Raw genomic sequence first — 14,902 nt, forward strand, 5'->3', positions numbered from 1 at the left:
TGCATTTTAAAGAAATTCAATGCTCATTAGTTTTTAATTCCAAGCTTTAGGAAGAGGAGAAATTAATTTATATTTTTGGCCTGTTTTTGTGGGTGTAATTAGAATTTTAGAATGTCGGAAACTTCAGAATCGATCATTAGGTCATTGAGAGCTAACAAATACGCTCCGGTATATTTTTTGCAAGGCGAGGAAGATTATTTTATTGACCAGGTCAGCGAGTTTATTGAAGAGAATGCTTTGGAAGAAGCTCAGAAAGGTTTTAACCAGATGATCATGTATGGCAGAGATGCCAATATGGATAAAGTATTGTCTCAAGCTCGTAGATTTCCAATGATGTCGGACAGGCAAGTCGTGATAGTGAAAGAGGCTCAAGAGATGTCGGACTGGAATAGGGAAGGTCCAACTGAGGCATTGACCCAGTATCTAAACAATATTGTTGACACTACAATTCTTGTATTTTGCTATAAGCACAAGCAGTTAGATAAACGCAAAAAACTTTGGAAGGCGATTGATAAAAATGCTGTCCATATGACAGCTAAAAAGATTTATGACAATAAACTGCCTGAGTGGATAGGGAAATATGTTCGTTCTAAAAATGTGGGAATTGATCAAGAGTCATGTCATGTTTTGGCTGAAAATATAGGGAATGACTTGAGTCGTTTGACCAATGAAATTGAAAAAGTGCTTGTGAATATTGGGCAAGGACAAGACAAATCAATCAACTCCGAACTTATTCAGGAATATATAGGTATAAGCAAAGAGTATAATATCTTTGAATTTCAAAAAGCTATTGGAATAAAGGATGTAGTCAAAGCGAATAGAATTGTCGCTTATTTCGCTTCTAACCCGAAGGAACATTCTTTGATCGCCATTATTTCAGTGCTTTATGCTTATTTTTCTAAATTGCTCTTGATTCACCATAGCGCTGATAAAAGTGAAAAAGGATTGAGCCAGTTGTTAGGCGTGCATCCCTTTATACTAAAAGAGTATAGATTTGCTTCAAATAATTATAGTATCAAAAAAATTGTGTATATTATAAAATATCTTAAAGAAGCTGACTTGAAAGTCAAGGGTGTAGACTCTCCTGTGCAACCTGAAGGGGAAATATTAAAGGAGTTGCTGTTCAAGATTCTTCACTGATATTATGATATAATTTTATCTGTTTAATCGTCGATTATAATTTTTATGAATAAGAAAATATTGTGCTTTTTAGCCCTTTTCGGATCCACATTTGGAGCTCAAGCGCAGAGTACGCTTTCACAGAGGGATGAAAACATCTCGCTAGATAAAGGAAAACATTTGTTTGAAAGACAAAAATACGCATCAGCTAGATTTCAGTTTCAGTCTTTTTTAGATAATGAAAAAAATGCAAGTCAATTGGAAATTGACGAAGCTGAGTATTTTATTGCCGTTTGCGCTTTGTATTTGGAAAATGCTGATGGCGGAAACCTTATTGAAGCATATGCTAAGAAGCACGAAGGAAGCGGATATGCTTCATTGGCGTATTTTGATTTAGGTGGTTATTATTTCAAAAGGAAAAAGTACGACGAAGCTGTTGATCATTTGGAAAAAGTGGATCAATATGCATTGAATGAAAGTCAAAAGAATGACTACCTGTTTTGGCTTTCTTATTCCTATTTTTTGGAGCAAAGATTTGACGATGCATTGCCGATGTTTAATCGATTGAAATTGTCGGATAATAAATACAAATATGCGGCTTATTATTATTCTGGATATATTCATTACAAACAAGAAAAATACGATAGAGCACTTAGGGATTTAAAAGCAGCAGGAAAGACAGATATTTATTCCGCTCAGGTCCCTTATTTTATCTCTAATATTTATTATAAGCAAAAGGATTATAGACAATTAGTTGAATATGCTGAGCCTTTTGCGAAAAATAAGCGATCAAAAGTAGTGAACAATGATGAAATAAAATTATTGGTCGCTGAATCATATTTTGAAATGGGGGATTATGAAAATGCTTCTCGTTATTTTGAGGAATATACGAAAGTGAAAAAATCTCCTAAAGCAGATGTGTTGTACAGAGCTGCTTTGGCTAATATGAAATTGGATCGATTGGATAAAGCTGAAGACAACTTTAAAAAAGTTGCCTTGGTGGAGGATTCTCTAGGATATTATGCTTCGTATTACCTTGGAGGAATCTATGTGAAAGATGATCGAAAGCCTTTTGCCTTAAGCGCTTATGATAAGGCTCAGAAGACTTCATTTAATGATGAGATGAAAGAAGAGGCTGCTTATAATCACTCTAGGTTATGCATGGAGCTAGAGAAGTATGAAGATGCAGTGGTGTCAATGCGAAAGTTTAAGGAAGAGTTTCCGGAATCGCAATATGTAGAAGAATTAGACCAATTGATTGGAGAAGCATATTTAAGGTCGAATGATTTTAAAGCGGCTGTTGAGCACTTGGAAAGTTTGTCATACAAATCATCTAAGATGAAAAAGGATTTCCAGCAAGTGACATTTAGCAGGGGCGTTCAGTTATTTAATCAAGGCAAATTAAAATCTTCCGTAGGTTTCTTTAAAAAATCGTTGAAGTATCCAATAAATCATGAACTTGTGATTCAGGCTCATTATTGGATGGGAGAAGCTTATTCTATAGCTAAAAGATATGCCGATGCAAAGGATCATTATTTGCAAATACAGACATTGGCTTCTGACACGCATGAATTTAAGAATTTAAGCTATTATGGATTAGGTTACGCTTATTTCAATGAAGAGAAATATAATTTAGCTTTGCCTTATTTTAAAAGGTATGTGGAAAGCAATGCTTCCAATAAGCATTCCGCAGATGCTTTGATGAGACTTGCGGATTGCTATTATGTCCAGAAAGCATATGTATATGCGATAGATAATTATAAAAAGTCTGTTCAAGAAAAAAATCCAGATACAGATTATGCTTATTTCCAGTTGGGGATGATCAGTGGTATAGAAAAGGATTTGTCTTCATCTAGAGCATATTTTGATAAAGTTTTAGAGGTTGAACCAAAGTCGAGGTATTATGATGATGCTTTGTACCAATTGGCGGTTTTTGAATCAGTGGCGGGTAATAGCCAAGCTTCGTTGAAGTTGTTGGATCAATTGATAGAAGATGCTCCCGAAAGCTTGTTAATGCCATTTGCATATGAGCGTAAAGCGATTTCATATTCAAATTTAGGTAATTACTCGAAAGCTGTTGAAGAGTATAAGGTTGTGATAGATGAATACCCAACGTCTTCCAATGCAAATAGTGCATTGTTGGGATTGCAGGAAGCATTGAGCAAAGCAGGTAAGCAGAACGAGCTGGACGCCTATATAGCTAAATACAAGGAAGCGAATCCAGATAGCGAAACGGTTGAAAATGTTGCATATGAGTCAGCGAAATCGCTTTATTTTGATCAACAATATCATCAAGCATCTAAGTCGCTGTCAAATTATTTGATCGATTATCCAAATAGTCCATATCTAGTGGATGCTAAGTATTATTTGGCGGATTCATATTATAGGTTGCGAGATGATGAAAATGCTGTGAAATGGTTTAATGATGTAATTGAGGATTCTAAAAACAGGTATTTGCCTAAGGCCTTGAGTAAAGTGTCAGAAATACATTTTACTCAAAAAGAATACGAGAAGGCTGTTCAAGCCTCGAAGCACTACTCGGGTATTGCGAGATCGAAAAAAGATCAATTTAAAGCTTGGTCGATGATGGTCAAGTCATATTATGAATTAGAAAAATATGATTCTGTAGATTACTATGCTCATGAGATCATAGATAAAGTAGCTGTGTCTGCAAATGCTACAAATATGGCTAACCTATATATAGGCAAAGCCGCGCTAGGCAAAGGCTTGGAAGATGAAGCTATGGATCAATTTATCATTACGATGAATACGGCAAAGGATGCTAATGGCGCTGAAGCACAATATTTATTGGCTGAAGTATTTCATAAAAGAGGTCAATATGAGCAATCGATTCAAACGCTTTATGATTTAAGCAAGAACTTTGGAGTATATGAATACTGGTTGAGCAAAGCATTTTTGCTGATTGCCGATAATTATATTGAGTCCGATGAGCTTTTTCAGGCGAAAGCCACTTTGCAGTCGATTATTGATAAATCGCCGGTTGAAGAAGTAGTGAATGGAGCCAAAGAGCGTATGAAAAAGATCTCTGTTTTGGAGGAAGAAACGATATCGTCTCAAGATTCTTCAGGAATGGAAATGGTCGATGTTGATTCGTTGCATAGTATTGTAGAATAAATTTGAGCATTTTTTATTATTAGATTTAGGATATGAAATATTCAATTGCATATATATTTTTGATCATGATTGGATTTGCAAATATAGCGAATGCTCAATCTGATACCGATGAGAGTTTGGGAGATGAATCTGTTGAAGTTCTTCAAGACTCGCAGTTTGAAATTGTCAAAGAAAGAGTCAATAGCCTTGAAAAAGCTTCAAGAAGGTTTGATAAAATTCCTCCTCAACCGGATTTGACATCTGAGAAAAAGACATTTGAATACGATGTTCAGGATTTTGAGATTGATTTTCCAGAGTATAATCCAAGGATTAGAATGTTGAAAATCAAAAATGAAGGAGTGCCAAATTATACATCCAATTATTTAAGATTAGGTTTTGGTAATTACACAAGTCCTTATTTTGAAGGTTTTTTAGCAAATCAAGCGAGCAAAGAATATAATTGGGGTGTTCATGCGAATCACAGATCTTTCGTTCAAGGGCCTGTGGATGGGAAGAATTCAGGCGAAAGCTCAAGTGATATTGCCTTATTCGGACAGTATTTCGGCAAAGTGGTTAATGTGGATGCTAAGTTGAATTATGGAAGAAATGGACTGTATTATTATGGATATGATGCTGAGCAAGAAATTCCTTCTGCAGATTCTATCAAGCAAGTTTATAATCGTTTTGGAGCACAAGTCAGATTGGAGAATGCAGAGCAGGAAAAGTTTGTGTATGGTGTTGGCTTGAGCTATGATCTTGTCAGTGATAAGTTTACTTCAAAAGAAAATAATTTAGTTGTTGATCTGAATGGAGGGTATTTAATTGATGATAAATGGAGGTTTGATATTTTTGGGCAGATGATCATGTCCAATTATTCCAATGAGTTTTATGATCGTGATAGAACTGCTGTTAATGTTAAGCCCGTTTTGACTTACTCGCCTGATCGTTGGACATTGGATATAGGTCTTAGCTTTTTCTCGCAAAACGATACTATTGGACCAATCTCGCAATTGGCAATTTACCCTTTTGCGAATTTTGAGTATAAGCTAAATGAAAAAGTGACGTTATCCACTGGTTTCAACAGTGGCTTGAATGTCAATACATATGCCGAATTGACCAAGGAAAATCCATTTTTGAGCACAATGGCAAATTTGCAGAATTCATCAACGATGTTCGATATACATGCAAGCGCCGTGATGAAAGTAAATTCATATATGGAGTTCGAGGGAGGAGTTTCTGTCTCTGGTATTGACAATCAATACTTTTTTGTGAATGATTCATTGGATAGGTCCAGGATGAATGTGGTCTATGATAATGGAACTACACAACAAATGAATGTATTTGTCGCTACAAGGTTCAAAAAAGCTGATTTGTATAGTTTAGCATTTAGGTTTGATTACAATAGCTATAAAACTAAAAATTTGGAAGAAGCTTGGCATAGGCCAGCATATACTTTAGCGTCTGATTTTGGATTTAAGGTGAATGATCAGCTGAGGCTGGGTGCTGCTTTTGGAGTGCTTGGAGGAATAAAGGCATTGGATGAAAATGGAGAAATAGAAGATTTGAAGACGATTTTAAATTTGGATTTAAAAGCGGATTATTCGATAAATGAAAAGTGGGGAGCTTTTGTGGAGATAGATAATATAATAGGTCAGAAGAATCCTTATTTCTTATATTATCCAACAAGAGGAGTACAGTTTCTGGGTGGCGTTTCTTATTCTTTTTAATATTATTTTAATGTTATAAATAAGAAAGCTTGAAAAATTGGTTTAATTTTGAGCCATAATATTAGAGAATGAATTTTTGTAATCACCTGTCAAAACAATAAACACATGAGTCAAAACGAATTTTTAAACGATAAAGGACACAACGAGAAGAAAGCACAAAGCGATTTGGATCAAGATAATTTTGGTTTGCCAGAGGTGCCTGGCAAAACAAGTTCGTCGGACAACAGCTATTCATCAAGTCAGGAAAGTGGTAGCGGAAGTAACGATTCTTATCAGTGGAATAGTGGTTCAAGTAGTTATGGCGATTATTCGTCTAACAGTTCTTATTCATCAAATGACGGTAGCAGTTCTTCAAATGATTACGGCTATTCATCAGGAAACGATTTTGGCTCTTCAAACTACGGGCAAGATTCGTCTTCCAAAAACGATTATTTTTCAAATAGCAATAATGACTATTCTTCTTCAAATGATGGAGAGACTAACAAGTCGAATGATTACTTTTCTTCCGGTTCATCTTCGTCGAATGATTATGGAAGTTCTTCAGGCTCTTCTTATGGAGATTATAGTTCTTCAAATAATTATCAAGATTCTGGCACTAATTCAGACGCAAATGATGGCAATAATGAAAATGCTAATCAGCCAATGGGAAGTGCAGGTAGCACGACTGATGATGGTGGGAACGAGGAAAAGAAAGGAAGCAATAATACTGTGATAATTGCTGTTGTGTTAGCTGTATTATTGCTTGGAGGAGGTGTAGCTTGGTATTTATTGTCTGGCGATGAAGAAGCACCTCAAGAAGAGCAAATTGCAGAAGAGCCAGTTAGTGAAGGTGATGGAGCAACTGAGGAAATCGTGGTTGATGAAGTGCAAGAAGATCCTGATCAGAATGAAGTAGCTGAACCACAAGAAGAGGTTGTTGAAGAACCTGTCTCTGAGTCTGTGGAAGAACCGACTTATACAGAGTCTGTGATTGATGAGAATGCCGAGACGCCTTCAGCAGGTCAAATTGAGTACATTGATGGTCGATCAGGAAAGTACTATGTTATTGTCAATAGTTTTGTCGATGAGGATTTGGCAAAAGACTATGCTGATAAATTAGTAGATGGGGGCAAGGGAGTTTATATTATTAACCCAGGAAATAAAGTCAAGTTCTATAGAGTTTCATTGGCGAGATATCAAAATTTACCATCGGCTGAATCTTCTTTGGAGCATTACAAAGCAAATTACTCCGCTAATAGTTGGGTAGTAAGATATTAATTGAATAGAGGCGTAAGCCTAAGAATGCAGGGATAGTCATAAAGACTATCTCTGTTTGTTTAGAGAAAGATAGTTATTAAACTTTTAAAGCAAATTTTGTATGACAACACTATTGAGCGCATTTCAGGAAAGTACGGAAGTGGCGGTTAAAGAGTCCATTTCACTTATTGATTTGTTGATGAAGGGAGGGTATATGGTTGTGCCATTGGCATTGTTGCTTGTGGCTGCGATCTATATATTTTTCGAAAGAATTTTTACGCTTAAAGCGGCGGCGAAAGTTCCTAATAATTTCAATGAACAAGTAAGGCAGTTGATAGAAAGAGGTGACTTGAATGGGGCGAGGAATTTTTGTGCTCAAATTAAATCTCCTTTGGCACGAATGGTTGAAAAAGGGATTTCTAGAATCGGCAGTCCATTGAAAACGATTGAAGCATCTATCGAAAATGTGGGCAAAGTTGAGATTTATAGGTTGGAGAAGAATCTGTCATTGTTGGCCACAATTGCTGGGGCAGCTCCAATGATAGGTTTTTTAGGTACGGTAACCGGTATGATTCAAGCATTTATCGCAATTGCCCAAGAGGAAGGACAGGTAAGCCCTAAAATGTTGTCTTCTGGTATTTATGAAGCTATGATTACGACAGCGGTTGGTTTGTTTATTGGTATTGTTGCGTATTTGGCATATAACTATTTAGTGACGAGGGTTTCTAAGCTTGTGCATAGAATGGAGTACACATCGGTGGATTTTATTGATTTGTTGCAAGAACCACAAAATGTCAGATAGTTATGGGATTGGAATCAAAACATAAAGTGGATGCCAGTTTCAGCATGTCGTCCATGACGGATATAATTTTCTTGTTGCTGATTTTTTTTATGTTGACATCATCTTTTATTACGCCTTCAGGTTTGCCGGTAAGCTTGCCTTCCGCGAAAAAGCCTAAAGTTGCTATTCAGAATGTCAGCGTTACGATAACCAAGGATTTGAAATTTGCGGTAAATGACAAGGCTTCGAGTTTGAAATCTATTGAGTCGGATTTGGCAAAAGCTTTGAAAGGAAGTGGCGGAAGTGTGACATTGCATATTGATGAGGCTGTTCCTACCAAGTACTTTGTGAAAGTAGCAGGAATAGCTACATCTTTGGATGCTAAAGTATCAGTAGCGGCAAAGCCTGAAAAATAGTTTTTAAATTAAAACATGGAAGCTATTGGAGAAAGAACAGAAAAAAAATGAGAGAAAAAGCGCTGTGATTACATTTGTGATTACATCTCTGATTCTTTTATTGGTATGGTATATTAAAGTATGGGAAGCGCCAGACCCTCCTTTGCCTGTATATGGTATAGAGATGAGTTTTGGTTTTACTGAAACAGGGCAAGGAAATAAATCCCCTGAAAAGCCCGTCACTGAAGCTGCGGCGAAATCAGAGGTAGTTGAAGAAATTATCGAAGAGTTGGATAATTCGGAAACTGTAGAGGAGGTAGTGGAGGAGACCGCTCTAGCTGAAAATGTCGAGGCTCAACAAAGCGAGGATATTAGCGATGTTGAAGATTTGACATCTGAGGTTGAGGAAATCGTTGAAACAGTTGAGGATGATTCAGATTCTTCCGTTGAAGAGGTTGAAAGCTCAGCTTCAAATTCCAGCGAAGCAGTTCAGGAAGTTGTTGAAGAGCAACCTAAATCAAGCAATTCTACGAAGCCAGCGTTGACTTATCCAAGCCAAGAGACTGCTGATGCTGAAGAAGGAAATGGAAATGATAATACTCCAGGAGCTGTTGGGAATGAGGAAAGCAAGAAAAATGAGAAGAAGCCTTTGCTTTACAGTAAGCATTCAGGCAATGGAAATATGAGTGGAGCCTCGCTGGACTTATCAGGGTGGAATTGGGATTTTGAGCCGAAGCCTGATGATAACTCGCCTGAGAATGGTAAGGTCGTATTTCAAATTAAAATCGATGATTCGGGAGAGGTGATTTCTGTAATTACTTTAGAGAAAACGGTTTCATCAGCAGTTGAGCAAATTTATAAGCGAGAGGTGGAGAGCTTGACTTTCAGCCAGACAGAAGGACAAGGCATTGCGCCTCCTGTGTCTGTGGGTAAAATAACATTTATTATTCGAACAAATTAATGAATTACAACGAAGCGGTTGATTTCTTATACAATGCTTTGCCTATGTATCAACGCGAAGGCAAAGCCGCGTATAAGACGGATATGGATAATACTATCCGGTTGTGTGAAGGATTAGGAAATCCCCAAAATAATTTCAAGACAATTCATGTCGCGGGAACTAATGGAAAAGGTAGTTCTTCGCATATGATAGCATCAATCCTGCAAGAGGCTGGATATAAGGTTGGCTTGTATACATCTCCGCATTTAAAGGAGTTTACAGAAAGAATTAAAATCAATGGCAAAGAGATTTCACAAGAAGCAGTAGTTTCATTTGTTGAAAACCATAAATCACTGATTGAAGAAGTGATGCCTTCCTTTTTTGAGATGACTGTTGGCATGGCTTTTCAGTATTTTGATCTTCAAAAGGTTGATGTTGCTGTCATAGAAGTAGGACTTGGAGGTCGGTTGGATTCAACTAATATTATTACTCCTGAGACATGTCTTATCACCAACATTAGCAAAGATCATCAGGCATTATTGGGCGATACGCTTGAGAAAATTGCAGCTGAAAAGGCAGGTATTATCAAGCCGAAGGTTCCAGTTATTGTTTCCCAAACGCAAAGTGAAGTTGAAAAAGTGTTTAAATCCAAAGCTGAAAATTGTGGAAGTGAGATTTTATTCGCTGACAAATCGGCGAAGTTGGAAAAAGCAGCTGACGGTCGATTTGTTTACAATGACAATTTAAAGTTTGAATTAGGGCTTCATGGGAATTACCAGCAAAATAATGCGCTTGGAGTATTGGCGTTAGTTGAACAGTTTCTTATGGCTAAATTTCCCAAAATTAGCAATCGCGATATTGAAAATGGCTTGAAGAATATTGTTTTGAACACAGGTCTTAAAGGCAGATGGCAGCAAATTGGAAGCGAACCAGAAATTATATGCGATACTGGGCATAATGAGGACGGAGTGAGGCTTTTGATGGATCAAATTCGCCATAAAGTTAAAAATAAACTTCATATCGTCTGGGGGATGGTTGATGATAAGGATGTAGTATCTATACTCAATTTATTGCCTAAAGATGCTTCATTTTATTTTTGCATGGCTGAAAACTCCCCAAGAGCTATAAAGGCTGATGCGTTGGCTAGGCTTGCAAAAGAAACTGGATTGACAGGAGAGTCTATTAGCAATGTGAATGATGCTATCGCTATAGCCAAGAGCAAAGCAAATAAAGATGATTTGATATTCGTGGGAGGGAGTACATTTGTTGTGGCAGAAATAAAGAATTTATAACATTAGATTGTGAGTTTATACCTTAAAAAGGTTAAATTGCGAATTGTGTTTAAACGAGAATATAATATTCGTAGAAGGAATAAGCAGAGATGAGAAATAAATTAGGGCGTTTTGCTGATAATGAGCAAAGGTATAATATAGTTCAGCAAGGGAAAGAGTTTTTCGAAGCAGCCAAAGGTAAATGGAATAGCGAGCATTTCAAAAATGAAAATGATATTGTTTTAGAGCTTGCTTGCGGCAATGGAGAATATACTGTTGGCTTGGCCGAGAAAATGCCTGAGAAAAATTTTATTGGGGTTGACATCAAAGGTTCAAGAATGTGGGTAGGTAGTTCTCAAGCAATAGACGCTGGGATGGATAATGTGGCATTCTTGAGAACGCAAATATTGATGTTGGAAAAATTCTTTGGAGAATCGGAAATTTCTGAAATCTGGATCACTTTTCCTGATCCTAGACCAAGAGACAGGGATGAGAAAAGACGATTGACTCATACCCGATTTTTGGAGATGTATAAGAAAATTTTAAAACCTGGCGGTTGGATAAAATTCAAGACGGACAATACAGGCCTTTTTGATTATACATTGGAATTGCTTCAGCAAAGAGATGATATTAAGAGCCATGTTTTTACTAAGGATCTTTATGAAGATGAAGAATTGATGAAGGATCATTATGGAATTAAGACAAGGTTTGAGGCTAAGTTCTACGCTTTGGGTGAAAAAATTAAATACATGAAATTTCAATTTAAGGATGATGATTAAAACTAATCAGTATTTGGGGCTCGGCACTGCCTTGTATATTTTTTATATGGTTGGATTGGGAGCATTGCTTTTGATTTATCCAAAAGGTCAATTAGAGTTATGGCTTAATGACCAACATACACAATTTGGAGATTTATTTTTTAAGTATGTGACTTATCTTGGCGATGGGGCTTTATTTGCTGTATTAGGCATAGCTACATTATTTGTGAGATATTCTTACTTTGTATTGTTGGCTAAAATTATCGTATTGCAGACGCTGATAGTGCAAGTCATGAAACGATTTGTTTTTGACTTGCCTAGGCCGAAGCTGTTTTTTGAGAATTATGATGTTGCTTTGAATTTTGTCGAAGGAGTTAAAGTGCATGGACATCACTCATTTCCTTCAGGGCATACTGCATCCGCTTTCGTTATTTTCATATTTTTGAGCTTGATATTGAAGAATAGATACTTTACAATATTTGGATTGTTAGTTGCAGGACTTGTTGGTATTTCTCGTGTCTATTTATTACAACACTTTTTTGTCGATATTTTCTTTGGATCTATTATAGGCGTTTTTTCTGTTGCGGTAGTATGGAGACTGTATGAAGTTAATCGAATGCCTTGGTTGAATAGTCCATTTATGATGAAAAAGCTTGTTCTAGCTTGAAACCTTGGATAATAAACCAAGCATAATTCGTTATATTTTAGTAACTTAAGAAATATGACGATTTACAAAGATTCTACACTCAGATTTATATTGATTCCATTAGTTGCTGTTTTAGTGTTTCTTTCAGATTATTATGATCGAATGGAAATGACACAACTTCATGGATTTGCTTTTTTTTCTTGTTTTTTGTCCATTACGATTAGTTGGCATTTGATCAGAAAAATTTCCAGAACAATGGAGCATTATTGGAAATGGGGCGCTGGTCCGGTTAACCGATTGTCTATTCAATTTGTAGTAACAGGCTTAGGGGTTCTAATGGTAGATAAGTTAATGCTTTTGATGCAGTTCTCAATGCCTTCAGAGTTGGCTTTTAGCTTTTCTGAAATTCAATTGGTCTCATATTTGATTTCAGTGAATGGCATTTATCTATTATATCATTATGGTGTGAAATCTAACAATAGTGTTGTTATCAAAGAAGAGTTCCATCTTTATGAAACAGAAGAAGAAAAGGCGGTAGCTTAGTTTAGATACCGTCTTTGTTATTTATACGATTTTCAAACTTATTGATCATACTTTCCCACTCTAGGCCATAAATTTTTTGCCCGTTTTCGAAAGTTTGATTTTTGAAAAAGGCTAAGAACTTGTCTTTTCCTCCTTCTCTGATCATAAATTGAATGAATTCTCCTGCTACAGGATAGGAGATTTTTCGAGGTACGCTATTCCAGTTTTTCCACATATCTATGACCTTGATATCTGGATAGTTGATTTCTTCAATGTTCTCCTTGGCGATTTTAAGTTTGTTTTTTCGCGTCAGATCAAAATGAACAGCTGTACCTTCGGTGATAAAAGGACTTTCAATTTCTATATCAATGGTATTATAAGAGATGATATGAGTTATTTCATGCCCTTTGGTTTGTTCTCTGTGCGTGTGTGCCACGCAAAATAAAGGATCAACATATCCAATATCTTTTTTTAGCACTTGATTGGAGTATTCCAGCGTGCTCCAAATGTAAAAATCGATCTTTTTGGGCAGATTGTATTTATTGTCGTTGAAAAAGATGTTCACCCTTTCATAAGCTCTCTCTCTTTCTGAAATAAATATTTCCTTATTTACAACTTCGTGTTCAGGGTGAAAGTAAAAATTGAAGTGTTTGGATTCTATTTTTTGCCAATCTTTAAAGCTTTGTTCCGAACCTAGCAATAGCATACGTTTGTATGTGTCATGCCTTGAGGCATCGCTGGCTTCCATTTTAAAAGCTTTTTGAAGGTATGACTTCCCTTTTTTGTAATTTTCTTCAAAGAAGTAACAAGAGCCCATGCCTGTATACGCTTCGCATTTATGGTCAATATTCGAGGCCTTTGATTTGGATACTTCTTCAAAGTAATCGAATGCTTCTTGAGATTTACCTTCTTTCAGTTTGGCTTTGCCCATCCAAAGCTTAGCGTCAATATCATCTGGATTCGAGGCTAATTTACCCTCGCAAATTGAGTATATTTTATCCAGTTGATTTTGGTAATACAAAACGTCCAAAGATTCTCTTTGAGAAAAAGCACTGAATGTGGACAACGAAAGGATTAAGGCAAGGGTAAAACTCTTATGCATATGGAATATTGATTGTTAGTGTAGAATTGCCTTCAATGAAAAATTGACTGAAGGCAATCCTTTGCAATATAAGCTTAAATGTTCTTGTCAAAAGCAAATTAGAACTTAAACATTAAGTTTTTTTCTTATATTTTTAGGCAAGGCATTTTTATTCAATAGTATTGAAACTGTTTTCATTTTCATGTATGCTTCAGAAAGATAAACATAACCTTCAAAGCCTTTGCCTTTGGTGCCCCAAGAGTTTTTAACTTTGTAGAATGGGTTTCCATATTGATCTTTTCCTTTTCCAGTCAAATGCATCAAATGGTCGTCAGTTGTTTCATAATTCTCATAAGCCATTTGTCTTAACTCAGGTGTAACGATTACTTCAGGAGTGTTGACTTTGAATACGCCTTCTTTTTCATCTTCATCCATATCGTCAAAATCTTTAGCCGGCAAGATTGCCATTCCTGTTTTTGCAGAGAAAAATTCTTCTGAAACGTCAGCGTCTAAAGAAATAGTATAGCCATTTTCCAAAGCATAGTCCATAACTTCCATGAGTTCGTCAAGTGGAAGGTTGTAAAACTCTCCATTGGAAAAGTTGTCCGGCACTTGAAGGACAAAGCTATCATAGAAATCTTGATGAGTGAATGATGTCAATGATATGTAGTCATCAGGATTGATATCCAAATAATCAGCAAATGACTTTGGAGTGTAGGTTTTTCCTTGGTATTCAAATTCTTGAGGAGCTTTTCCCAGATAGACATCAAGTACTGCATTGAATGCTTCAGACCATTTAGGAGTTATGGAGCCTCCTTTGTTTTCTACAACAGCGGTAAGCATTTTTTTAAGCACGTTTATCATTTCTTGGTGATTGTGCAATTCGCCAAAAGTGATGCCTGAATATGCAGATTCAGGAACAATACCATATTCTCTTATGGAGTTGATGACATCATGGCTCAAACTGCCTTCTCCAAATTGTGCCCGACCATGCTTTTTTACATATAATTCGGCTTTTTGTGGATAGACGTTTCTGACATTATACATTTCAGAAAGATTATGAACTCCCTTGCCTTTTTTTATTAGTTCGCTTTCAATGAAAGAAGTTGTTGAAAAGCTCCAGCACGTTCCCGTTTCAGCTTGGTTTTTTACTTCCGTCACTTCCAAATCAATATCTTCAGATATTTTTCTTGGATTCTCAAACTCTATCTCCGTCTGGCCAAAAGCTGAAAGAGACAAACCCAAAAAGCCTAGCGATAACAACTTGCTTAATTTGTTCATATTAATAAATTAAATTATTAAAAAATAAAAA

13 protein-coding genes are annotated in these 14,902 nt (G+C 36.3%); 11 read left to right on the forward strand and 2 right to left on the reverse strand.

Annotated features, from left to right (window positions below):
- Positions 1-111: 111 nt before the first annotated feature.
- From holA to AABK36_RS07975, 11 genes are all read left to right on the forward strand, one after another.
- Positions 112-1,140, forward strand: coding sequence for a DNA polymerase III subunit delta (gene holA, locus AABK36_RS07925; RefSeq protein ID WP_309939300.1), 1,029 nt, complete (start codon positions 112-114; stop codon positions 1,138-1,140).
- A gap of 45 nt (positions 1,141-1,185) precedes the next feature.
- Complete coding sequence (locus tag AABK36_RS07930) at positions 1,186-4,254, forward strand: tetratricopeptide repeat protein (RefSeq protein ID WP_309939302.1); 3,069 nt, start codon at positions 1,186-1,188, stop codon at positions 4,252-4,254.
- Positions 4,255-4,319: 65 nt separating this feature from the next.
- A complete protein-coding gene (locus AABK36_RS07935) occupies positions 4,320-5,960 on the forward strand; it encodes an oligogalacturonate-specific porin KdgM family protein (RefSeq protein ID WP_309939303.1) in 1,641 nt (546 codons plus the stop codon).
- A 105-nt stretch (positions 5,961-6,065) separates the two neighbouring features.
- The gene (locus AABK36_RS07940) at positions 6,066-7,217 is read left to right on the forward strand and encodes an SPOR domain-containing protein (protein ID WP_309939304.1); all 1,152 of its coding nucleotides are present in this window, start codon (positions 6,066-6,068) and stop codon (positions 7,215-7,217) included.
- Between the two features lie 100 nt (positions 7,218-7,317).
- Positions 7,318-7,998 (forward strand): MotA/TolQ/ExbB proton channel family protein, encoded by a 681-nt coding sequence (locus tag AABK36_RS07945; RefSeq protein WP_309939306.1) that lies wholly within the window; start codon positions 7,318-7,320, stop codon positions 7,996-7,998.
- A gap of 2 nt (positions 7,999-8,000) precedes the next feature.
- Positions 8,001-8,393, forward strand: a complete 393-nt coding sequence (locus AABK36_RS07950; protein ID WP_309939307.1) for an ExbD/TolR family protein — start codon at positions 8,001-8,003, stop codon at positions 8,391-8,393.
- Positions 8,394-8,418: 25 nt separating this feature from the next.
- Positions 8,419-9,333, forward strand: a complete 915-nt coding sequence (locus tag AABK36_RS07955; RefSeq protein WP_309939308.1) for a hypothetical protein — start codon at positions 8,419-8,421, stop codon at positions 9,331-9,333.
- Positions 9,333-10,604: a bifunctional folylpolyglutamate synthase/dihydrofolate synthase gene (locus AABK36_RS07960; protein ID WP_309939309.1), complete on the forward strand. Its 1,272-nt coding sequence runs from the start codon at positions 9,333-9,335 to the stop codon at positions 10,602-10,604. The genes AABK36_RS07955 and AABK36_RS07960 overlap by 1 nt, the downstream gene beginning before the upstream one ends.
- An 89-nt stretch (positions 10,605-10,693) precedes the next feature.
- A complete protein-coding gene (trmB, locus tag AABK36_RS07965; protein WP_309939310.1) occupies positions 10,694-11,362 on the forward strand; it encodes a tRNA (guanosine(46)-N7)-methyltransferase TrmB in 669 nt (222 codons plus the stop codon).
- Entirely contained in the window at positions 11,352-12,008 is a 657-nt protein-coding gene (locus tag AABK36_RS07970) for a phosphatase PAP2 family protein (protein WP_309939311.1), read from the forward strand. Before trmB ends, AABK36_RS07970 begins: the two co-directional genes overlap by 11 nt.
- Before the next feature lie 54 nt (positions 12,009-12,062).
- Complete coding sequence (locus AABK36_RS07975) at positions 12,063-12,530, forward strand: hypothetical protein (RefSeq protein ID WP_309939313.1); 468 nt, start codon at positions 12,063-12,065, stop codon at positions 12,528-12,530.
- A gap of 1 nt (position 12,531) precedes the next feature.
- Here the strand turns inward: AABK36_RS07975 and AABK36_RS07980 are convergent, their stop codons facing one another.
- Both AABK36_RS07980 and AABK36_RS07985 read right to left on the reverse strand, forming a co-directional pair.
- Entirely contained in the window at positions 12,532-13,611 is a 1,080-nt protein-coding gene (locus tag AABK36_RS07980; protein ID WP_309939314.1) for a tetratricopeptide repeat protein, read from the reverse strand.
- Between the two features lie 105 nt (positions 13,612-13,716).
- Entirely contained in the window at positions 13,717-14,871 is a 1,155-nt protein-coding gene (locus AABK36_RS07985) for a C1 family peptidase (RefSeq protein WP_309939315.1), read from the reverse strand.
- Positions 14,872-14,902 lie beyond the last annotated feature (31 nt).

Origin of the sequence: Aureibacter tunicatorum, from assembly GCF_036492635.1 — a bacterium.
GTDB lineage: Bacteria > Bacteroidota > Bacteroidia > Cytophagales > Cyclobacteriaceae > Aureibacter > Aureibacter tunicatorum.

Excerpts from the sequence above, each read along its gene's own strand:
- AABK36_RS07970 (WP_309939311.1), top strand. The coding sequence starts at position 11,352 with ATGATGATTAAAACTAATCAGTATTTGGGGCTCGGCACTGCCTTGTAT.
- holA (WP_309939300.1), top strand. The coding sequence starts at position 112 with ATGTCGGAAACTTCAGAATCGATCATTAGGTCATTGAGAGCTAACAAA.
- AABK36_RS07985 (WP_309939315.1), bottom strand. The coding sequence starts at position 14,871 with ATGAACAAATTAAGCAAGTTGTTATCGCTAGGCTTTTTGGGTTTGTCT.
- AABK36_RS07930 (WP_309939302.1), top strand. The coding sequence starts at position 1,186 with ATGAATAAGAAAATATTGTGCTTTTTAGCCCTTTTCGGATCCACATTT.
- trmB (WP_309939310.1), top strand. The coding sequence starts at position 10,694 with ATGAGAAATAAATTAGGGCGTTTTGCTGATAATGAGCAAAGGTATAAT.
- AABK36_RS07940 (WP_309939304.1), top strand. The coding sequence starts at position 6,066 with ATGAGTCAAAACGAATTTTTAAACGATAAAGGACACAACGAGAAGAAA.
- AABK36_RS07935 (WP_309939303.1), top strand. The coding sequence starts at position 4,320 with ATGATTGGATTTGCAAATATAGCGAATGCTCAATCTGATACCGATGAG.
- AABK36_RS07975 (WP_309939313.1), top strand. The coding sequence starts at position 12,063 with ATGACGATTTACAAAGATTCTACACTCAGATTTATATTGATTCCATTA.
- AABK36_RS07960 (WP_309939309.1), top strand. The coding sequence starts at position 9,333 with ATGAATTACAACGAAGCGGTTGATTTCTTATACAATGCTTTGCCTATG.
- AABK36_RS07950 (WP_309939307.1), top strand. The coding sequence starts at position 8,001 with ATGGGATTGGAATCAAAACATAAAGTGGATGCCAGTTTCAGCATGTCG.
- AABK36_RS07945 (WP_309939306.1), top strand. The coding sequence starts at position 7,318 with ATGACAACACTATTGAGCGCATTTCAGGAAAGTACGGAAGTGGCGGTT.
- AABK36_RS07980 (WP_309939314.1), bottom strand. The coding sequence starts at position 13,611 with ATGCATAAGAGTTTTACCCTTGCCTTAATCCTTTCGTTGTCCACATTC.